General features: G+C 66.3%; 22 protein-coding genes. 1 reads left to right on the top strand and 21 read right to left on the bottom strand.

What is annotated here, in order from left to right; all coding sequences use genetic code 11:
• Nucleotides 1-11: 11 nt before the first annotated feature.
• The 20 genes from JOD62_RS13350 to JOD62_RS13255 form a co-directional block, all read right to left on the bottom strand.
• Nucleotides 12-464: a hypothetical protein gene (locus tag JOD62_RS13350; protein ID WP_204939735.1), complete on the bottom strand. Its 453-nt coding sequence runs from the start codon at nt 462-464 to the stop codon at nt 12-14.
• Between the two features lie 42 nt (nt 465-506).
• Nucleotides 507-1,427 (bottom strand): RluA family pseudouridine synthase, encoded by a 921-nt coding sequence (locus JOD62_RS13345; protein WP_204939734.1) that lies wholly within the window; start codon nt 1,425-1,427, stop codon nt 507-509.
• A gap of 2 nt (nt 1,428-1,429) precedes the next feature.
• Complete coding sequence (gene lspA / locus JOD62_RS13340) at nt 1,430-2,035, bottom strand: signal peptidase II (RefSeq protein WP_204939733.1); 606 nt, start codon at nt 2,033-2,035, stop codon at nt 1,430-1,432.
• Between the two features lie 9 nt (nt 2,036-2,044).
• Nucleotides 2,045-2,629: a DivIVA domain-containing protein gene (locus JOD62_RS13335; RefSeq protein WP_204939732.1), complete on the bottom strand. Its 585-nt coding sequence runs from the start codon at nt 2,627-2,629 to the stop codon at nt 2,045-2,047.
• A gap of 158 nt (nt 2,630-2,787) precedes the next feature.
• Nucleotides 2,788-3,084, bottom strand: a complete 297-nt coding sequence (locus JOD62_RS13330; protein ID WP_204939731.1) for a YggT family protein — start codon at nt 3,082-3,084, stop codon at nt 2,788-2,790.
• 2 nt (nt 3,085-3,086) lie between these two features.
• The gene (locus tag JOD62_RS13325) at nt 3,087-3,554 is read right to left on the bottom strand and encodes a cell division protein SepF (protein WP_204939730.1); all 468 of its coding nucleotides are present in this window, start codon (nt 3,552-3,554) and stop codon (nt 3,087-3,089) included.
• A 34-nt stretch (nt 3,555-3,588) separates the two neighbouring features.
• A complete protein-coding gene (locus JOD62_RS13320; RefSeq protein ID WP_204939729.1) occupies nt 3,589-4,269 on the bottom strand; it encodes a YggS family pyridoxal phosphate-dependent enzyme in 681 nt (226 codons plus the stop codon).
• 28 nt (nt 4,270-4,297) lie between these two features.
• On the bottom strand, nt 4,298-5,458 hold the full coding sequence (gene ftsZ, locus JOD62_RS13315; protein WP_204939728.1) for a cell division protein FtsZ: 1,161 nt from the start codon (nt 5,456-5,458) through the stop codon (nt 4,298-4,300).
• A gap of 194 nt (nt 5,459-5,652) precedes the next feature.
• Nucleotides 5,653-6,693: an FtsQ-type POTRA domain-containing protein gene (locus JOD62_RS13310; RefSeq protein WP_271171551.1), complete on the bottom strand. Its 1,041-nt coding sequence runs from the start codon at nt 6,691-6,693 to the stop codon at nt 5,653-5,655.
• 3 nt (nt 6,694-6,696) lie between these two features.
• Nucleotides 6,697-8,097 (bottom strand): UDP-N-acetylmuramate--L-alanine ligase, encoded by a 1,401-nt coding sequence (gene murC, locus JOD62_RS13305; protein WP_204939727.1) that lies wholly within the window; start codon nt 8,095-8,097, stop codon nt 6,697-6,699.
• A 70-nt stretch (nt 8,098-8,167) separates the two neighbouring features.
• The gene (locus JOD62_RS13300) at nt 8,168-9,247 is read right to left on the bottom strand and encodes a UDP-N-acetylglucosamine--N-acetylmuramyl-(pentapeptide) pyrophosphoryl-undecaprenol N-acetylglucosamine transferase (protein ID WP_204939726.1); all 1,080 of its coding nucleotides are present in this window, start codon (nt 9,245-9,247) and stop codon (nt 8,168-8,170) included.
• Complete coding sequence (gene ftsW, locus JOD62_RS13295; RefSeq protein WP_204939725.1) at nt 9,244-10,473, bottom strand: putative lipid II flippase FtsW; 1,230 nt, start codon at nt 10,471-10,473, stop codon at nt 9,244-9,246. The genes JOD62_RS13300 and ftsW overlap by 4 nt, the downstream gene beginning before the upstream one ends.
• Complete coding sequence (gene murD, locus JOD62_RS13290) at nt 10,439-11,977, bottom strand: UDP-N-acetylmuramoyl-L-alanine--D-glutamate ligase (RefSeq protein ID WP_204939724.1); 1,539 nt, start codon at nt 11,975-11,977, stop codon at nt 10,439-10,441. The genes ftsW and murD overlap by 35 nt, the downstream gene beginning before the upstream one ends.
• Nucleotides 11,974-13,083 (bottom strand): phospho-N-acetylmuramoyl-pentapeptide-transferase, encoded by a 1,110-nt coding sequence (mraY, locus tag JOD62_RS13285; RefSeq protein ID WP_204939723.1) that lies wholly within the window; start codon nt 13,081-13,083, stop codon nt 11,974-11,976. The genes murD and mraY overlap by 4 nt, the downstream gene beginning before the upstream one ends.
• Nucleotides 13,080-14,495 (bottom strand): UDP-N-acetylmuramoyl-tripeptide--D-alanyl-D-alanine ligase, encoded by a 1,416-nt coding sequence (locus JOD62_RS13280; protein ID WP_204939722.1) that lies wholly within the window; start codon nt 14,493-14,495, stop codon nt 13,080-13,082. Before JOD62_RS13280 ends, mraY begins: the two co-directional genes overlap by 4 nt.
• 34 nt (nt 14,496-14,529) lie before the next feature.
• The gene (locus JOD62_RS13275) at nt 14,530-16,329 is read right to left on the bottom strand and encodes a peptidoglycan D,D-transpeptidase FtsI family protein (protein ID WP_204939721.1); all 1,800 of its coding nucleotides are present in this window, start codon (nt 16,327-16,329) and stop codon (nt 14,530-14,532) included.
• A gap of 52 nt (nt 16,330-16,381) precedes the next feature.
• The gene (locus tag JOD62_RS13270; protein ID WP_271171550.1) at nt 16,382-16,948 is read right to left on the bottom strand and encodes a hypothetical protein; all 567 of its coding nucleotides are present in this window, start codon (nt 16,946-16,948) and stop codon (nt 16,382-16,384) included.
• Nucleotides 16,945-17,910 (bottom strand): 16S rRNA (cytosine(1402)-N(4))-methyltransferase RsmH, encoded by a 966-nt coding sequence (gene rsmH / locus JOD62_RS13265; RefSeq protein ID WP_204939720.1) that lies wholly within the window; start codon nt 17,908-17,910, stop codon nt 16,945-16,947. The genes JOD62_RS13270 and rsmH overlap by 4 nt, the downstream gene beginning before the upstream one ends.
• Before the next feature lie 99 nt (nt 17,911-18,009).
• Nucleotides 18,010-18,441 carry a division/cell wall cluster transcriptional repressor MraZ gene (gene mraZ / locus JOD62_RS13260; RefSeq protein ID WP_204940217.1) on the bottom strand — a complete coding sequence of 144 codons (432 nt, stop codon included), beginning with the start codon at nt 18,439-18,441 and terminating at the stop codon, nt 18,010-18,012.
• Between the two features lie 264 nt (nt 18,442-18,705).
• Complete coding sequence (locus tag JOD62_RS13255) at nt 18,706-19,086, bottom strand: DUF3040 domain-containing protein (protein ID WP_204939719.1); 381 nt, start codon at nt 19,084-19,086, stop codon at nt 18,706-18,708.
• A gap of 89 nt (nt 19,087-19,175) precedes the next feature.
• Here JOD62_RS13255 and JOD62_RS13250 point away from each other — a divergent pair, with 89 nt between their 5' ends.
• Nucleotides 19,176-20,255 carry a polyprenyl synthetase family protein gene (locus tag JOD62_RS13250; protein ID WP_204939718.1) on the top strand — a complete coding sequence of 360 codons (1,080 nt, stop codon included), beginning with the start codon at nt 19,176-19,178 and terminating at the stop codon, nt 20,253-20,255.
• Between the two features lie 15 nt (nt 20,256-20,270).
• On the opposite strand, the gene JOD62_RS13245 is transcribed toward JOD62_RS13250, so the two are convergent.
• Nucleotides 20,271-20,621 carry an Rv2175c family DNA-binding protein gene (locus JOD62_RS13245; RefSeq protein ID WP_271171549.1) on the bottom strand — a complete coding sequence of 117 codons (351 nt, stop codon included), beginning with the start codon at nt 20,619-20,621 and terminating at the stop codon, nt 20,271-20,273.
• Nucleotides 20,622-20,688 lie beyond the last annotated feature (67 nt).

Genomic DNA, 20,688 nt, shown 5'->3' with positions numbered 1-20,688 from the left:
CAGCGGCGCACCTAGCCACCGTGACCATCGAGCGCATACAGCTCTTGCCAGCTCTGCGGGCGCGGGACATCAAACGCATACAGGTACCGCAGCAGCTGGCCGTGATGCATCGCCTCGTGCTCAAGCAGCGCCAAAGCGTAGCGCAGGGAGTCTTCATCGGAGACGTCAAGGCCACTCACCCAGGAATCCACGTCGAATGCACTGCGTGAGAGAGTGTCACGCACCGCAGCGGCATCCGAGAGGTGCTCGTGCTGCAGAGAACAGTCGAATCCCTGCCACGCTCCTGCGCGCGCGGCCGCAGCAAAGCTCTCCCGTGCGCCGATCACGCACCAGAGTTGCTGTCCGATGGTGTTCGATGGGAGGTCTCGCAGACGGGATGCCAGCAACTGCGGCGTCATCTCGGAGAGGAAGTCGTCGTACAGGCGCTGCGCCTGGGAAAGGCGCGCACGAAGAAGCGAGATCATGTGCTCAGCGTACGGGGCACGTCCGACGTCTCCGCCAGGGCATCACTCGCCGCGCAGGATCTCCAGGGCGTGTGCGAAATCGTCCGGATACGGCGACTCGAAATGCACCCACTCACCCGTCGTGGGGTGTGAGAAGGCGAGCTGGTGCGCATGCAGCCACTGACGCGTGAGTCCGAGACGGGCAGACATCGTCGGGTCGGCTCCGTAGAGCGGGTCGCCGACGCACGGGTGGCGGTGTGCTGCCATATGCACGCGGATCTGATGCGTGCGCCCGGTCTCAAGATGAATCTCGAGCAATGACGCACCAGGGAATGCCTCAAGCGTCTCGTAGTGAGTGATCGAGTGCTTTCCCTCCGGGACGACCGCGAACTTCCAGGAGTGGTTCGGGTGGCGTCCGATAGGTGCATCGATCGTGCCGACGAGGGGATCCGGATGCCCCTGCACGACGGCATGGTAGATCTTCTCCACCGTTCGCTCCTTGAACGCACGCTTGAGCACCGTGTACGCATGTTCGGTCTTCGCGACGACCATCAGACCGCTGGTACCGACATCGAGTCGGTGCACGATGCCCTGCCGCTCGGCCGCTCCGCTCGTGGAGACCCGGAAACCGGCGGCGACGAGCGCGCCGACGACGGTCGGGCCCTCCCAGCCGACGGAGGGATGCGCCGCCACACCGGTGGGCTTGTCGACCACGATGATGTCGTCATCGTCGTAGACGATCCCGAGCTCGGGCACCTCGATCGGCACGACGGCCGGCCCCAGTCTGGGGGCCCATTCCACCTCTAGCCAGCCTCCGCCACGAAGGCGATCAGACTTGTCGAGGACCACGCCGTCGAGCTTCACGCCGCCAGCGGCCGCCACCTCGGCGGCGAAGGTGCGCGAGAAGCCGAGCATCTTCGCCAGCGCGGCATCGACCCGCGCACCATCGAGTCCGTCCGGGACGGGGAGGGTCCGGTACTCCACGATCAGGTTCCGGAGGTGTCGCGAGGAGCGTCGGATGCCTGAGCATCCGCCGGCGCGTCGGTGGCTGCCGTGCTCTCCGCGTTCTTGCGCGACTCGCTCGTCTCACGCGATCCGTCGAGGTTGAGACCCACCACGATCAGGAGCGCAACCGCGATCATCCCGCAGACGATGAAGATGTCGGCGACGTTGAAGATCGCCGGCATCATCCAGGGAAGGGACAGCATGTCGACCACGTGACCGACAGGGAATCCCGGCTCGCGGAAGATCCGATCCGTGAGATTGCCCAGCACGCCGCCGAGCAGAGCACCGAGAACGACCGCCCACAGACGCGAACGCACGGCGAAGCTCTTCCAGACGATGGCTGCCGCCACAACGGCCAGCGCGATCGTGAAGATCCAGGTGACGCCGGAACCCAGCGAGAACGCGGCCCCGGGGTTGCGGACGTAGTAGAGCTGGAAGAAGTCTCCGAGCACCGGGACGACCTCCTGAAGCGGCAGGTGCTCGATGGTGAGGTACTTCACAAACTGGTCGGCGGCCAGAACCACCGTCGCGAGAATCGCGACGATGAGTCCGGCCGCCGACCGAGAAAGGGGGCGACTGCTCGTCAAAGGATCGCCTTACAGGCCGATCGCAGAGACGGGAGCCTCCGATGCTGCCGAACTCGACTGCGCGTCGAGGTCACGGAGCTGGCCCTCGATGTAACCACGCAGCTGCGCACGGTAGCCACGCTCGAACTCACGCAGCTCGGAGATGCGGCCTTCGAGCGTGTTGCGCTCGCGCTCGAGACGAGCCGTCTCTTCGCGCTGCTTCGCCTCTGCGTCCGCGATGATCTTCGCGGCCTGCGACTTGGCTTCGGAGATCAGCTGGTCGCGCTGCGCCTCGCCCTCCGCGACGTGCTCATCGTGCAGGCGCTGCGCCAGCTCGATGATTCCGGCGGTCGCGTTGGCCGGTGCCTCAGCTGCGGGAGCCGCAACCGGAGCAGGTGCCGCAACGGGCTCCGCGACGGCGGGCGCCGGAGCGGACGATCCCGCGGCCTCGAGGGCGGCGATCTTCGCCTTCAGCTCAACGTTCTCTTCGAGAGCCTTGCGCCACTCGACGACGATCTCGTCGAGGAAGTCATCAACCTCGTCGGGGTCGAAGCCGTCCTTGAAGCGGACGTGCTGAAACTGCTTGGTGACGACGTCATCCGGGGTCAGTGCCATTGGTGGCTCCTCTTTCGATGAGTTCTCGGTCGGTGGCCAGGATAAGGAAAATGGCGCGTACCCGGGGCGCGCACCTCGTGAGCAAGCATAGCCCTCAGTGCCGCCGGATGCGACGCCTGGAATGACCAGACTGCCACGAAACGCTGATCATTCCATGTTTACGCGAAAGCGCGGGTGATCGACATCAGGATCAGGACCAGCATCATCGTCAGGGTGAATCCGAAGTCCAGAGCCATCCCGCCGATCCTCAGCGGAGGAATGAGGCGACGGAACATCTTGATGGGCGGATCAGTGATCGTGTACACCACCTCCGCGGCTACGAGCCCCGCGCCGCGAGGACGCCACTGTCGATTGAACAGCGGGATGTACTCGAGGACCAGGCGCGCAAGCAGCACGAGGAAGTAGATCAGCAGCGCGAAATTGAGAAGCGCTGCGATCAGCGAGACGAACTCCACGGTCAGGACTGAGCGAATGCAGCATCCGGGTCGGCGCTGGTGATGCCCGCCTGACCGGAGACTGCGATGCTCTCAGGAGAGAGCAGGAAGACCTTGCTGGTGACGCGCTCGATGCGGCCGTACAGCCCCATGGACAGTCCGCTCGCGAAGTCGATCAGTCGGCGCGCATCGGCGTCGCTCATCTGCGAGAGGTTGATGATGACCGGAACGCCGTCCCGGAAGCTCTCGGCGATCACCTGCGCGTCGCGGTACTGCTTCGGGTGCACGGTGAGGATCTCGTTGACCACACCGGCGGCAGGCTGCTGCACGACCGTGGGGCGCCGCAGGGGCGTCACGGGAGCCGCAGGCTTCGCCTCCTCACGGGGCGCGGTCGAACGAGCGGGCGTCTGCGCCGCCGGCTCTTCGACGAAGGTCTCTTCCTCGTCGGCGAGACCCAGGTAGACCATGGTCTTCTTCAGCGGGTTGCCCATAATTTCCTCCGGGAGATCTGGTGGTGTTCTGAGGTTAACCCTGCGCAGGCCGCGGCCCGGTGATTGCCGAGCCGATCCGCAGGTGTGTCGCGCCGGCGTTGATCGCCTCGGCGAAGTCGCCGGTCATTCCGGCAGAGATCCAGCTCGCCTCGGGGGCGAGCCCTTGCAGGCGCTCGGCATATCCACGCAGACGTGAGAACGCACGTGCGGGTTCTTCATCGAGCGGCGCGACCGCCATGATCCCCTTGAGGGCAAGGGTCGGCAGGTCAAGAATGTACTCGGCGAACGTCTCCAGCTCGGCGGAGACGATCCCTCCGCGTCCCGGGTCGTCTGTCAGGTTCACCTGAATGAGGACGTCGAGGATCGAGTCGTCGAACGCCGCGCGATCCAGAGAATCAGCGAGCTTCTTCCGATCCACGGAATGGACCACTCGCGCGGCACGGCGCACCGCGCCCGCCTTGTTCGTCTGCGCCTGACCGATGAAGTGCCAGTGCAGGTCGGTGAGGTCCGCGAGCTCTGCCGACTTCGCCGAGAGCTCCTGCTGCCGGTTCTCCCCCACCTCACGCACGCCGAGTGCGTGAAGTTCACGCACCAGAGATGCGGGATGGAACTTCGTCACAACGATGCGCGTGATCTCAGATGGGTCACGCCCGGCGTCGCGAGCGGCGTCGGCGATCGATCGATCGATCGCCGACAGCCGTTCAGCAAGGGTCATCGGCACAGCATCCACTCAGGGAATCCGATCAGCGCAGGAACTCGGGGATGTCGATGTCATCCTCCGCGTACGCGGGCTCAAGGCTCGTCGGCGCGACCACAGGAGCGATCGGAGCAGGCTTCGTCGCGGAAGCCTCATCCGTGCTCTCCTGCTCTGCGTCGTCGTCGCTGGTGCGCACCTCGACGGGAGCGGGAGTCGCGGCGGGACGCGACACGACCATCGGATCCAGGCGCAGCGAAGGCTCACCGCCGTCGAATCCGGCCGCGATCACGGTGACGCGCACCTCGTCTCCGAGCGAGTCGTCGATGACGGTACCGAAGATGATGTTCGCTTCCGGGTGCGCCGCTTCCTTGACGAGATCTGCGGCATCGTGGATCTCGAAGATGCCGAGGTTCGATCCACCCTGAATCGAGAGCAGCACGCCGTGCGCACCCTCGATGCTCGCCTCGAGCAGCGGGGACTCGACCGCGAGCTCCGCGGCCTTGATGGCCCGGTCGGCACCACGCGCAGAGCCGATTCCCATGAGCGCAGATCCCGCACCCTGCATGACCGACTTGACGTCAGCGAAGTCGAGGTTGATGAGTCCGGGGGTGGTGATGAGGTCCGTGATGCCCTGCACACCGGCGAGAAGCACCTGGTCGGCGGTCGCGAACGCCTCGATCATCGAGATGCCCCGGTCGCTGATCTCCAGCAGGCGGTCGTTCGGCACGACGATGAGGGTGTCGACCTCTTCCTTGAGCTTGGCAACGCCTGCCTCTGCCTGGCTCTGACGGCGGCGTCCTTCGAAGGAGAAGGGCTTGGTGACCACACCGATGGTCAGCGCGCCGATCGACTTCGCGATGCGGGCGACGACGGGGGCGCCACCGGTGCCGGTGCCGCCACCTTCACCTGCGGTGACGAAGACCATGTCGGCGCCGGTCAGTGCCTGCTCGATCTCTTCCGCGTGGTCCTCTGCCGCACGACGTCCGACCTCGGGGTCAGCGCCGGCGCCGAGCCCGCGGGTGAGCTCGCGACCGACGTCGAGCTTGACGTCGGCGTCGCTCATGAGCAGCGCCTGTGCGTCTGTGTTGACCGCGATGAATTCGACCCCACGGAGGCCGAGCTCGATCATGCGGTTGACGGCGTTGACGCCGCCACCGCCGACGCCGACGACCTTGATCACGGCGAGGTAGTTCTGGTTGTGGCTCATGCCGACCTCCGATTAGTCGAGCGAAAAGTCCGGAACCTTAAACCTCAGGTAGAGGTATAAAGTATTTCCCGGTATTGCGTTCTCTGAATTGAAGGTAGATCGGCACATCGGCGTGCCGCCGCAATGACACGCGCGTGTCGCCCATTCCCCCGGCAAAGTCCGCGCGCCGTGGCGTCGGAGCCTCGCGAGCAGGCTCAGCCGACGACCACAGCCTCGGGTGACGACACGTCATAGAGCGCAAAGCCGGGCGACGTCGCCATCGTGAGTTCCAGCACATGCGCCTTGAGTGCCGAGTCCTCTCCGCTGCCCCACGCGATCTCTGCCCCAGAGAACAGCCTCAGCCGAACATCGTTCGGTGTCGAGGCGGTCACGACCTCGACCTGCGCACGCAGAGCGGCAGGGAGGGTCCGCATGACCTTGCCGGCCGCGGCGAAAGCGGGCGACTCGACCCCACCCTCGATCTCGAGCATCGCGAATCCGTCGGGGCGCTGGGCGCTCGTGAGCAACGCGACACCGGCTGCATCCACGACGGTGTAGCCCGCACCGTTGTCGAGCATGCCCACCGGCGTGCGCTCGACGACACGGACAGTCAGATCATTCGGCGGATGCGCTTCCAGCGTGTACGTCTCGATCATCGGGAAGGCGCTGAGACTCTCCTTCACCGCCTCGCTGCTCACGAGCGCGAGGGGCGTCCCCAGCTGATCGGCGAGAGCGAGCTCAACCACACTGGCATCCAGCGACTGAACGCCGGCGACGGTGATCTTCTGCACCGCGAAAAGCGGACTGTAGGCGGCGCCGACGCTTCCCACGATCACCAGAAGGACCGCCGCAGTGATCGCGATTCCGGTCAGTCGTCGGCGGCGCGAGCGCTGTGTGAAGCGGCGGATCTCGGCGCGCAGCGTCTTACGACGCGCCCGCGTCGCCTTCCACAGATCGCGAGGGCTCAGAGGTTCTCTGCGGGAAGGCGTTTCCGAGGGCTCAGGCACGGGCCGCGCGGGCGTCGCATCCGCTGCGAGCGGTACGGCGGAATCAGCACGACCCCAAGTCCCCAGATATGGCGCAATCGGGAGCGTCTCGGAATCGTCGGAGACCACGTCCTCCGTCGTCAACGGATCGGGAGTCCCCGGAATCAGGCGCTCGCGCAGCGAGCGACGCTGCGCGAACTCATCCGCGACGGAGAGCTCTTGTTCCTCCGCGGGTGTCGACGACCGCGGAATCGGCGATGGCCGACGCACGGCTCACGCTCCGGGTGGGCGCCGAAGCGCGTCGAGCACCTGGGGAATGATCTGGTAGACATTGCCGCAGCCGAGCGTGATGACGTAGTCGCCGTCGCGCGCGATCACCGAGGTGTAGTCGGCGGCCTGCTGCCAATCGGCCACGTAGTGCACGCGGTCCTGGTCGGAGAACGCGTTGCTGACGAGCTCTCCCGTGACACCGGGCACCGGATCTTCGCGAGCACCGTACACGTCGAGCATGACCGTGTGATCTGCGAGTTCTTCCAGGACGTCCGCGAACTCCTGGAACATCAGCTGTGTACGCGAGTACGTGTGCGGCTGCTGGATCGCGATGATCCGCCCCTCGCCGACGACCGTGCGCGCAGCTTCGAGCGCAGCACGCACCTCGCTCGGGTGGTGGGCGTAGTCGTCGAAGACGCTCACACCGCGCTCGACACCGTGCAGCTCGAAGCGGCGAACCGTGCCCGCGAACCCCTCCACGGCGCGGCCCGCGTCAGCCAAGCTGTATCCGAGCGTACGCAGCACGGCGATCGCTCCGGCGGCGTTGATCATGTTGTGGGCACCCGGAACGCGCAACTGCACGCGGACACTGTCATCACCGTGCGAGATCGTCGCAGACACCGGGCCATCGGTATCGATGTCGGTGATGCGCACGTCGGCGTTCTCGGCCTGCCCGAAGGAGACGACGCGTGGATGCGCCATCGCCGCGCGCACACGCAGGGCACCCGGGTCATCGCTGGAGATGACGACAGCCTCCGTCGCCGCATCCGCGAAGCGCGCGAAAGCCTCATGGAAGGCCTCGTCGGATCCGTAGTGGTCCAGGTGGTCGGGATCGACATTCGTGATCAGTGCGATCGCCGTGTTGTACAGCAGGAACGTCCCGTCGGACTCATCCGCCTCGATGACGAAGAGCTCGTCACTGCCCGTGCCGCTGGAGGTGCCCAGCTGCTCGATCACTCCACCGTTGACGAAGTGCGGATCGGCGTCGAGAGCGCGCAGAGCCGTCACGATCATTCCGGTCGACGTCGTCTTGCCGTGAGCGCCCGCGACCGACACCAGCCGACGGGTGCCGATCAGCCAGTGCAGTGCCTGCGAACGGTGGATGACGTGCAGCCCACGCTCTTTCGCGAGGAGGAATTCGGGGTTCTCGGGCCAGATGGCCCCCGTGTGGATCACCGTGTCGACGTCACCGAGATTCGCCGCATCGTGGCCCACGTAGACCGTCGCGCCGGCCTCGGCCAGGGCGCGCAGGTTGTCGCTGTCGGCCCGATCGCTGCCGGACACGCGGATGCCGGCGTCGAGGAACATGCGCGCGAGTCCGCTCATGCCCGAACCGCCGATGCCGATGAAATGCGCAGCGGTGATGGACTCGGGAATCGGGAGGGAGAGATCGGGCCTAATCATGTCGGCTCCATCCTAGTTCGCCGTCCGGACACTGGCACGGGGCGCGCCGCCGCGCCCGGCAGCAACAGTCTCACGCCTGAGGCGCGAATGCCCGATCGATCAGTGCGATGAGATTCTCCGTGCCCGTCCGCGTTCCCACGCGTGCGGCGGCCTGAGCCATCTGCGAACGGCGCCCCGCATCGTGCAGGAGCGGAATGATCTCGTCGCGAACACGATCAGGCGTCAGCGTCGCATCCTCGATCAGCAGCGCAGCGCCCGCCTCGATCGCCGAGGCCGCATTGAGCCGCTGCTCGCCGTTGCCCACTGCGTAGGGCACGTAGACCGCGGGGATTCCCAGAGCGCTGATCTCACTGACGGTCGCAGAGCCGGCCCTCGAGACGATGAGGTCGGCGATCGCGAAGGCGAGATCCATCCGGTCGATGTAGCGGCGCAGTGTGTATCCGTCGACAGCGGGATCGGGAAGGTCGGAGCGCTCTCCCGTCACGTGCAGCAGCTGCCATCCGGCATCGAGCACGTCACGCCAGGAACCGGCGAACGCGTTGTTCAGCTGCTGCGCTCCCAGAGAGCCGCCGAACACCAGGAGCACAGGACGCGCGGGGGCGAGATCGAACTCCGCGGCCGCCTCACGTCGGAGTGCCTCACGGTCGAGCTCGACGATCTCACGGCGCAACGGCATTCCGACGACGGTGCCACCACGCAGCGGTGTTCCCTCGAACGCCACACCCACGGCCGCTGCGCTCCGCGCCCCGAGCACATTCGCCAATCCCGGCCGCGCATTCGCCTCGTGGACGACGAACGGCACATTCTCGCGACGCGCAGCGATGTACGCCGGCGCCGAGGCATAGCCTCCGAATCCCACGACGACATCCACGTCATGTGCACGGATGTGGGCGCGCACCTGCGCGATCGCGCGGCGGAAGCGAAGCGGGAACTTCAGTGCCGCACCATTCGGACGACGAGGAAACGGCACCTTGTCCACGATGAGCAGCTCGTAGCCGCGCTGGGGAACCAGCCGCGCCTCCAGCCCCTCGCGAGTGCCGAGAACGAGGACGGACGCGTCCGTGTCGCGCAGGCGCAGAGCATCGGCGACGGCAAGCAGAGGATTGACGTGGCCGGCGGTCCCGCCGCCGGCCAAGAGGTACGTGGTCACCTGGTGACCCTACCCCGTGGGGCTGAGGGGCGCGTCGGAGCGGCCGTGGTCTGCGGAAGCGTCCGCGCGAAGGAGAGCAGCACGCCGACGGCCAGGAGGACGGAGAACAGCGACGTTCCACCCTGCGACATGAAGGGCAGAGGAACGCCGAGCACCGGGAAGATGCGCAGCACGACGCCGATGTTGATCAAGGCCTGTCCCAGCACCCAGACGGTGATCGCCCCGGAGACGATACGGACGAAAGGATCGTTCGTCTTGCGGATGATGTGGAAAGCACCGACCGCGAACACCGCGTACAGCGCGAGCACGAGGATGCCGCCGATGAGTCCCAGCTCTTCGCCGACGATCGCGAAGATGTAGTCGTTGGACGCCGCCGGCAGCCAGCCGTACTTCTCCTGCGAGTTGCCGAGCCCAAGCCCGAAGAAGCCGCCGCTGGCCATGCCCCAGACTGCGTGCAGCTGCTGGTAGCAGTCGTCGTAGTAGCAGTCGATCGAGTCCGGATTCATCAGACTCTGGATCTGCCCCATCCGGCGAGGACTGGTCAGGACGAGCGTGATCACGGCGACGGTCGCGAGGATCAGGGGAAGGAGGAACAGACGCAGCCGCACACCGGAGAAGAACAGGGCGCCCAGTATGACGAGGAAGAGGATCATCGCCGTTCCGAGGTCTTTACCCGCGAGAACCGTACCCACGACAAGACCGGACACGGGCACGAGGGGAATGAACACATGCTTCCACTGCGTCAGCAGCGTCTGCTTCCGATACAGCACATAGCCGATCCACAGCGCCAGCGCGAGCTTGAGGAACTCGGACGGCTGCAGGTTCTGGCCTGCGATGTGGATCCAGTTCCGGTTGCCGTCGTTCTCCACGCCGATACCCGGCACGAAGACGAGAAGCTGCAGCATCGTCGCCAGGATGAGCGCCGGCCACGCGATGCGCTTCCAGAACAGCACAGGAAGGCGGCTCAGCAGGAACATCACCGGAATGCCGATGACCGCGAACACGCCCTGCCTCATCACGACACCGTAGGGTCCGTCACTCCCCTCAGTGGCGCTGGTCGCGGACAGCACCATCACGAGTCCGAAGATCGTCAGCAGCAGCGTCGTCGAGGCGATCAGCACGAACTCCGTGGAGACGGGCGCGAAGACGCGTCCCAACGTCACTCGTGCGGCAAGACCTCGCGACGGACTGTCAGCGCTCGCTTCGGGGCGTGTCACCTGCGTCATGCGCGCTCCCCCGGCCGATCCAGTCCCGCACCGCTTCGGCGAAGCGGTGGCCACGGTCCTCGTAACTTGCGAACTGATCGAAGGATGCTGCGGCCGGTGCCAGCAACACAGTGTCGCCGTCCCGCGCAATCCCCGCCGCCAGTTCAACGACTCGGGTCATGACCTCTTCAGTTTCGCCGGGGACGACCTCGAAGACGGGCACCATCGGCGCGTGTCGCTCGAACGCCGCGACAACCTCGCTGCGCGCGACGCCGATGACGACGGCAGCGCGCAGGGCCGCCGCAGCCTCCGCGATGAGACCGCTGAGATCGACGCCCTTGAGGTCACCGCCGACGACCCACACAGCACCCGGGAAGGCCTGCAGCGACGAGCGCGCAGCGTGCGGGTTGGTCGCCTTCGAGTCGTCCACCCAGGTCACGCCTGCCGAGCGGGCGACGACCTCAATGCGGTGCGGATCCAGACGGAACCCCTCCAGCGCCTCACGGATCGCTGACGGTTCCACCCCGAGCGAGCGGGCAAGAGCCGCAGCCGCCAGGATGTTCTGCACCATGTGCGGTGCGGCGAGGCCGCGTTCTGCGAGCTCGGCGACGGTGGTCAGCTCCTGCGCGGAGGTAGCCCGGTTCGCGGCGAAGGCGCGATCCACGACGATCCCCTCCACGACACCGAAGTCACTCGGCCCCGGAATTCCGAGGTCGAAGCCGATCGCTCGTGCGCCCTCGATCACGTCGGCCTCTTCGACCATCTCACGTGTCGCGAGATCCGCCTTGTTGTAGATGCACGCGACCTTGGTGTTGCGGTAGACGAGCGCCTTCGCCGCGCGGTAGGCCTCCGCGCTGCCATGCCACACCAGGTGATCGTCCGCGAGGTTCAGGCATACGGAGGCATGAGGGATCATCTGCGCCGCGGGGGCGCTGTTGCCGAGGTACCAGAGCTGGTGGCTGGAGAGTTCCACCACGAGCACGTCGAATCCGGCCGGATCGCGCACAGCATCCAGCACGGGCACGCCGATGTTCCCGCAGGGCGCGGCACGCAGACCGCCGGCGACGAGCATCGTGGCCGTCATCCGGGTCGTCGTCGTCTTGCCGTTGGTGCCCGTGATGAGCACCCACTCCGCGGGAGTGCCGTCTTCGCGTACGACTTTGTCTCGCACGCGCCAGGCGAGCTCGATGTCACCCCAGAGTGCGATCGACTGCTGCTGCGTCCAGACGATCAGCGGATGCGTCGGCGCGAAGCCCGGCGAGGCGATCACGACATCCGGCGCGAACTCCACGAGTTCGGCGGGTACGGAATCCAGCGCGCCGAGGTGCAGCCTGGCGCCGATCACAGGCACCAGACGGGAGTACTCCTCGCTGGCGCTCTCGGAGAACACAAGAACCTCAGCGCCCAGTTCGGTGAGCGTGTCGGCGACCGAGAAGCCGGTCATCGACAGGCCGAGGACTGCAACCCGCAGCCCGGCCCAGTCCGCATGCCAGCTGGTCAGCCCGTCCAGATCGCGGGTGCTCATGCGCGGCTCAGCCACTCGACATAGAAGAGACCGACACCAGACGCGGCGAGAAGGCCCGCGATAATCCACAGGCGCACCACGATCGTGACCTCCTGCCAGCCGCGCATCTCCAGATGGTGGTGGAACGGGCTCATCAGGAACAGGCGCTTGCCGCGGGTCAGCTTGAAGTAGAGGCGCTGCAGGATGACCGAGCCCGACGAGAGCACGAAGACACCAGCAACCAGCACGAGCAGGAGCTCAGTGCGCGTCAGAATCGCCATCGCGGCGATCACACCACCGATCGCCATGGAGCCGACGTCACCCATGAAGACCTGCGCCTTGGGCGCGTTCCACCAGAGGAAACCGATGAGCGCGCCGGCGAAGGCCGCTGAGACGACGGCGAGGTCGAAGGGGTTGGCCACGTCGTAGCATCCGTCCTGCACCGAGGGCTCAAGCCCCGAGGCGATGCACGACTGCTTGAACTGCCAGAACGCGATCAGGCTGTACGCGCTCACGGCGAACACGCCGGCGCCGGCAGCAAGGCCGTCCAGACCGTCGGTGAGGTTGACGCTGTTCGACGTCGCGATGCCGATGATCGAGATCCAGATCAGGTAGATGATCCAGCCGACGATCGGGCCGAAAGCGAACAGCCACAGCACCGGGATGTCGCGGAAGAGGGAGACGAACTCACTCGCAGGAAGCTGACCCCACACATTCGGGACGGTGAGAGCGACGATCCCGAACGGGACCATCACGAGGATCTGGCCGATCACCTTGCGCCAGCCGGAAAGCCCCAGGCTGCGCTGGCTCCGCACCTTCATGAAGTCGTCGATGAAGCCCACGATCCCGAAGCCGACCATCAGCCAGAGCACCAGGAGGCCGGACACCGTCGGGTAGCTGCCGCCGGCGTAGGTGCCCACGCCGTAGCCGACGATGGTGCCGACGATGAAGATCGTGCCGCCCATCGTCGGAGTGCCGCGCTTTTCGTAGTGGCTCGGGTTCTCGATCGCTTCGGGGGTGCGAATCACCTGTCCCCAGCCCCATTTCCGGAACAGCCGGAGGAAGACCGGGGTCAGAAACAGGGTGAAGGCGAACGATATCGCCGCCGCGGCTAGCAGTGACCTCACGAGAACGATTCTCCCAGACGATCGCCCAGATGCCGCAAACCGGCGGAGTTCGACGACTTCACCAGCACACGGTCTCCTTCTCGCAGTTCCGTCTGCAGATAGGCGAAGGCTTCATCGGATGTCGGGAAGAAGACGGCTTCGCCATCCCAGGACCCCTCCCCGATCGCAGCGAGGAAGAGACGTCGGGCATCGGCGCCGACGACGACGATCCGCTGAATGTTCAAGCGGACGGCGAGCAGACCGATCCGGTCGTGCTCTTCTCCGGCATTCTCGCCGAGCTCGCTCATCGCGCCGAGAACGGCGACGGTGCGCTGTCCCGGCTCGACGATCTGCGCAAGAGTGCGCAGCGCCGCAGCCATCGAGTCTGGGCTGGCGTTGTAGGCATCGTTGATGATGCGCACGCGGTCGCCGCCCATCGGCTGCATGCGCCAGCGCTCGGCGATCTCCACAGTCTCCAGGCGCGAGATCGCGTCCTGGGTGGATACACCGAGTACCGAGACAGCTGCGATCGCCGCAAGCGCGTTGTTGATGTGGTGCGCTCCCAGGACCTGGAGGCGAAGCGGAAGACGCTGCCCGTCCGCATCCACGATGAGACACGACGTGCCCGTGGCGCTGACGGCGATGTCTTCGGCGCGCACATCGGCGGCCGCACCCTGTCCGAATCCGCGCACCTGAAGTCCGCGCTCTTCCGCAAGGGCGCGCATCGCGAACACGCGAGGATCATCCAGGTTGAGCACGACCGTCCCGCCGTCGCGGGTGGCCGTCACGAGCTCCGCCTTCGCGCGGGCGGTCTCCTCGATCCCGCCGAAGCCGCCCGCATGTGCGAGGCCCACCATGAGCACGATCGACACGTCCGGGTGCACCAAACCCGCCAGGCGCGCGATCTCGCCTGGCGCGCTGGCGCCGAACTCGCACACCAGGTATCGGGTCTGCTCCGTCACGCGGAGCATCGTCAACGGAGCGCCCACCTCGTTGTTGAACGAGGCGATCGGCGCCACCGTCTCGCCCTCATCGCTCAGGATGCGGAGGAGGAAGTTCTTCGTCGTCGTCTTGCCATTGGACCCTGTGACCCCGACGATCCGCAGGTTGCCGGCGGCGCGCACCCGCGCGACGACAGCCTCGGCGAGCACAGCGAGTGCATCGACGACATCGGCGACGACGATCTGAGACACGGGCTCATCGACGACGTGCTCCACGAGCGCGAGGGCTGCGCCGTTCGCGACGGCTGCGCCGACGAAGCGGTGGCCGTCGGTCTCCTCACCGGGCTTGGCGACGAAGATGCCGCCCGGTGCGATGAGACGCGAATCGGTATCGACGGTGCCGTCGACGAGGGTGTCAGCGGTGTCGTCGCCGACGAGATGCAGGGTGCCTCCGAGGAGGCCTGCAATCTCCGCAAGGGACAGGGCGATCATGCGACAGATTCCTTCGGGCGCGAAGCGCCGATCATCAGTATTTCGGGAGAAGCTCGTCCATCGGAACGGAGGACGGCAGCACGCGGTAGGTCTTCAGAACCTGAGTCATCGCCTTCTGGAAGGCGGACGCTGTGGCCGCAGACGAGGTTACCCTAGTGGGCTCGTCCAGCGTCACGATCACGACGTACTCGGGGTCGTCGGCGGGCGCGTATCCGACCATGCTGGTGAAGTAGATTCCCGGCTTGTAGCCGCCGTTGCCGTCGGGAACCTCCGCCGTTCCGGTCTTCGCCGCGATGCGGTATCCCGGGACGACGATGTCTTCCGCGAGCCCACCCTGCACGGCCACGTTCTCGATCATGCGAGACAGCTCGGAGGCGGTGCTCTCAGCGATGATCCGCTCGGGCTTGCCCGCATCGATCTTCGCGACCTCGCCGTCCGCCGTCGTGCACGACTCCACGAGCGAGAGCGGAATCTTCACGCCACCGTTCGCGATCGCCTGGTACGCGCTCGCGACCTGGGGCGCGGTCACGGTGTAGAACTGGCCGAAGGTCGTCGTGTAGTGCGACTGGTTGTCCCAGTCTTCGACCGGGTGCAGCATGCCCGGCTCTTCGCCCTGGAAGTCGATGGCCGTCTTCTCGCCGACGCCGAACTTCTTCAGGTAGTCGTAGCGCACCTGCGGCGAGACCATGTCACCGAACTTCGACAGAGCGACGTTCGAGGAGTCGATGAGCGCTCCCGCGAGGGTGTAGTCGTACGTCGGGTGCGGGAAGGCGTCGTTGACGACGGCGCCGTTGGGGAACTCCTCGCGGCTGGACGCGGTGACCCGCGTGCCCGCGTTGGCCCCTGCACCCTCCATCACCGCAGCAGCGGTCACCACCTTGAACGTCGAGCCCGGCTCGAAGGTGCGACGGAAGATCCGCGCGCCGCGGTCGCCCTCATCCGAGGCCGACACATCGTTGGGATCGACCGTCGGGTACTCGGCCGCCGCGCGGATCTTTCCGGTCTTGACCTCCACGACCAGCACGGAGCCGTTGAGCGCGCCCTGACGGGCGGTCTCCTCCGCGATCATCTGCTGCAGATACCACTGCAGCTCACTGTTGATGGTGAGGGTCAGAGAACCACCGTTGACAGCGGGCTTCTCCTTGTGGCTGCCCGGGATCACGACACCGTCGGCACCCGTCAGGAAGGACTCGACGCCGGCGGTCGGACGCAGGCACTGGTCCTGCATGAGCTCCATGCCCTCCAGGGGAACTCCGTCCGGTCGCTCCTCGTCGGCGTCACCCATGAAACCCAGGATGTTTCCCGCGACCGCACCGTTCGGATACGTCCGCACGTCACGCGCGGGCATGGACAGATAGGGCAGCCGCAGTTCGCGAAGTGCAAGGAACTGCTCGGTGTTGAGTCCCTTCTTCAGCTGCGTCCAGCGCGACTCGTCGTTCTCCGCCAGCGCATCGTCGACAAGTGCGCGCACCTGATCACCGGTCATGCCCAGGACAGCACCGATCTTGTCGGATGCCTCGTTCCATGGCGTCTTCGGCGGATTCTCCTCGTCCTCTTCGAGAACCCGAATCGTCAGCGGGTCAAGTGCGGCATCGTAGACGAGCGTGCTCTGGGCCAGGACGGTCCCGTTCGCGTCGAGAATGGGTCCCCGGGTTCCGGCGATCGGACGCGAGTCCCCGAGTTGGCCGGTGTCCATCGACTCCTCGACATGGGATGCCGCATTGACCACCTGAATGTCGACGAGACGGACGACGAAGGCGCCGATGATGATCAGGATGACCGCGAGAGCGACGACCGTCCGTCGCCGTGGACTGCGAGTGGCCCGGGTGGTCATCTGCTCTCCGTCATCGGTCTCAATGGGGTCGTGCGGTCATCGTCTGCGGATCTCAGCGCGTCGTCGGGCTTGGAAGTCCTTGCGCGACGGGAGGCAGTGCGGGTTCCTCCACTACCGGTTGTACGTCACCGGTGGGCGCTGTGGCCTCTGCCACCGGCGGCGTGTCGGAGACCAGTGCGTTGGGCACGGCGCTCCAGCCGTTCGGGTTCACCGTGGAGTTCCATCCGGCGGCCGTCCCCATGCCGATCAGCGCACCGTCGCTCAGACGCAGGTAGCTGGGCGATCCGCCGACGACCATTCCGAGGCTGTCGGCGTTGCTTGCGAGGACCTGCGGCGAGCTCGCACCGGCGATCGACTCTTCGATCGCCTGCGCCTGCCAGGTGAGTTCGCGCTGCTGCTGGGTGAGCTCGGCGACGACGAAGGAGTCCTGCGTGGTCGCGATCGACAGCGCCATCTGCGCGATGCCGATGAGGGCGGCGCCGGCGAGAGCGATGATCGCGAAGGCGAGCTTCGGGCGACGGCGGGGCTGCGGCCGCTCGAGCGGGCGCAGCGCTCGTTCCCGGACGGGGGCGGGCGTCGGAGTGACGGGAAGCCGCAGCTGCGGGGTGGCGATGCTCACGGACGGTCCTTCCTCTGTTCGTCACGAGGTGTCTCGCGGAGCTTCTCTGCGGCGCGCAGGCGCACCGGGATCGCTCGGGGGTTGGTGGCGCGTTCTTCCTCTGTGGCGAGTTCCGCACCCTTGGTGATGGTGCGGAATCGAGGCGCGTGCTCGGGCAGTTCGACGGGAAGTCCCGCAGGGGCGGTGGAGGCAGACGCCGCGGTGAACGCCTGCTTGACGAGGCGATCCTCCAGCGACTGGTACGACATGACGACGATGCGTCCGCCCACGGCGAGGGCATCCATCGCTGCGGGGATCGCGTCGGCGAGGACGCTCAGTTCGGCGTTGACCTCGATGCGCAAGGCCTGGAACACGCGCTTGGCGGGGTGACCGGCGCGCTGCACTGCGGCGGGGGTCGCCTCGATGAGCAGGTCGACGAGTTCACCGGAGCGCGTGAGCGGCGTGCTCTGGCGCGCCTGCACGATGAAGCGGGCGTAGCGGGCGGAGAGCTTCTCCTCGCCGTAGCGCTCGAAGATGCGGCGCAGCTGGCCCTCGCTGTAGGTCGCGAGGACCTCCTCCGCGGTGATCCCGCTGGTCTGGTCCATCCGCATGTCCAGCGGCGCATCTTTGGAGTACGCGAAGCCGCGTTCTGCTTCGTCGAGCTGGAGCGACGAGACCCCGAGGTCGAACAGGATTCCGGAGGCACCGCGCGCGTGCTCGCCGATGGCGTCGTAGACCGTGTGCACGAGCGTGACGCGATCACCGAAGCGGGCCAGCCGCTCCCCCGCGATGCGCAAGGCGTCGGTGTCGCGGTCGAGACCGACGAGGCGGATGTTGGGGAAGCGGGTCAGCAGCGCTTCGGAGTGGCCCCCCATGCCGAGCGTGGCGTCGACGAGCACCGCGCCGTCGTGCTGCAGCGCGGGAGCGAGAAGCTCGACACAGCGGTCGAGCATCACGGGAATGTGGATGTCGTTCGGGTTCATGATCTCTCGGTGTGTTGACGAGGACTCTGATCCCCATCCGCTCGACCCGGCACCGGGGAAGTGTGTCGGGGCAGGAGCGGCTGGGCATGACAGCCCTCGTCAGAACAGTCCCGGAATCACCTCCTCCTCGAGTTCGGCGTACGCGTCTTCGTGGCCCTCGGCGTAGGCGTTCCACGCCGCGGCGTCCCAGATCTCGGCGTGTGCGCCGACACCCGTGAGGATGAGTTCCTTGCCGAGACCCGCGTACGTGCGCAGGTGAGCGGGGATGGTGATGCGGTTCTGGCTGTCGGGCATCTCGGCGCTGGCGCCGGAGAGGAACATACGCAGAAACGCCCGTGCCTCTTTGTTGCTCAGCGGTGCCTGCCGGATGCGCTCGTGCACGCTCTCGAACTCGGTCGTGCTGAACACGTAGAGACAGCGGTCCTGGCCGCGGGTGACGACGACGCCACCCGCGAGGTCTTCGCGGAACTTCGCGGGGAGGATGACGCGACCTTTGTCATCGAGCTTGGGGGAATGGGTGCCCAGAAGCATCGGTCCGATCACCCCCTTCTCGTTCGGCCTCCGCGAAGTACCTCCACTTTACTCCACTTTCCCCCACATTCCTATGATCTTTTGCGCGAATCCACCTGAGGGCCCCTCGGACTTGTCCTCAGAACCCCCGAGAAATCAAGGAAAGAAGCGGAGTGGAGCGTGGTGGAGGGAAGATGCGTCCTCAGCCCACTGAAGGGGCACAGAAGGGCAACAAAAAAAGACCCGGATGCCGAAGCATCCGGGTCTTTCAGAGAGATGAGAAGGTCAGTGACCTTCGTGACGACGATCCCACCGGTCGTTCATTCGATCCATGAACGACTCCGACGGCGCCGCTGCACGGGGGCCGCGCGGCGATCGCGACGAGGGTCGCTCACCGGTGCGTCGGACGGGCGTCGCAGCGAAGATGACACCCGCGACCATCGCCGCGAATCCGAGGACTCCGATGATGATGCCGGGCACATCGCCGACGGCCACGCCAGCGATCAGTCCACCGATACCGGCGAGAAGAAGAACCGCCCCGTAGATGAGATTGCGGTAGCTGAGAGCACGGTCGCCCGTAGGCGCCGTGACGACGTCTGCGTCGTTGTGAAGGAGATGGCGTTCCATCTCGTCCAGAAGACGCTGTTCTTGTTCAGAGAGTGGCATGTGTCCCCCTCGGGTGGTGGTGCTTCCAGTCTACGCGTGTCCGGGCCAGCGCGGCTAGATGTTCGCTGTGTGCTCAGTAGGCTGTGAGGGTGTCCACACCCTCTGTCGTTCGCGAGGCGGTCGCGCGCCGTCTTGAGGCCTTCGTCGCCCATATCCGCACCGAGGCCGCAGGCTATGGCCCGGATGCCGGCGCCTTCCTGACGTCGGCCTCCGCAACGCTCGACGGCGGCAAACGACTGCGCGCACGGTTCTGCCATGCCGGATGGAGCACAGTCGCCGGAGCCGATGCCACCGCCGACGACACCGTCTGGGATGTGAGCGCGGCTCTGGAGATCTTCCAGTCCGCCGCCCTGGTCCACGATGACATCATCGACAACTCGGATACGCGACGCGGACGCCCCTCTGCGCACCGCGCCTTCGAGCACGATCACCGCACCGCGGGCTGGAGCGGAGACGCGACGGGTTTCGGCCGGTCTGCCGCGGTGCTCCTGGGCGATCTCCTCGTCGCGTGGAGCGACGATCTGCTGGAACAGGCGCTGCGCGCGCATCCGCACGCCGACGCGGTCCGCGCCGAGTACGCACGAATGCGCCGGGACGTGACGATCGGGCAGTTCCTCGACATCGCGGAGGAGTCGGCGTGGAGCGTCAACGATGACAGCGAGCACGCCGAACGTGCGCTGCGCATCGTCTCGCTGAAGTCCGCGCGATACAGCGTCGAGCAGCCTCTGCTGATCGGCGCAGCGCTGGCCGGAGCGGATGCCTCGCAGCAGTCCGCGCTGCGCGGATTCGGCCACCCGCTAGGCCTCGCGTTCCAGCTGCGGGATGACGTCCTCGGCGTCTTCGGCGACGAGAGCGTCACCGGCAAGCCATCCGGCGATGATCTTCGTGAGGGAAAGCGCACCCTGCTCATCGCCTGGACACGGGAGGAACTGGCGCCCGCTGCCCGACGAAGCATCGACGAGCTCGTCGGCGACGCGAATCTCACGAACGATCAGATCGGCTCACTGCAGGCGATCATCGTCGAGTCCGGCGCGCTTGAGCGGGTGGAAGACCTCATCGCGCAGTACGCGGCCGAGGCCGACCATGCACTTGAGGGAGCGAAGCTCGACGCAGGCGCTCTGGAAGAGCTTCGCGCTCTCGCACAGGCGGCCACGACCCGAACGTCCTGAACGGACGTCGGGGCTTCAGGCGAGCGAGCGAGCGACGCGTCGCACTTCGCTCTTGTGGCCTGCGAGCAGCGCTTCGATCGGCGCGCGACCCATCGACTCCTCGTAGCCGAGCAGCCAATCGATCGCCTCGTCGTCCGAGAATCCGGCGTCTTTGAGTGCGAACACCGTGCCTCGCAGAGAGCTCAGCGGAGCGCCATCGACGAGGAAGACCGCGGGGACGGCAAAGACCCCGGTCCGACGGGATCCGATCAGGTAGTGCTCATCGAGCAGTCTGCGCACGCGTCCGAGCGATTCGCCGAGGACCTCGACGAGGTCTGGCAGAGCGAGCCATTCGGTGGGGACAGGGGTTGTTTCAGATGCGGACACACCCCCACTATCTCACCTCGGGAGGCATGTACTCCTCCCCTATCGTCTGCGAATTCACACCAATCAC

Origin of the sequence: Microbacterium keratanolyticum, from assembly GCF_016907255.1 — a bacterium.
Lineage (GTDB): Bacteria > Actinomycetota > Actinomycetes > Actinomycetales > Microbacteriaceae > Microbacterium > Microbacterium keratanolyticum.
This window is presented reverse-complemented; position numbering and strand designations above follow the sequence as displayed.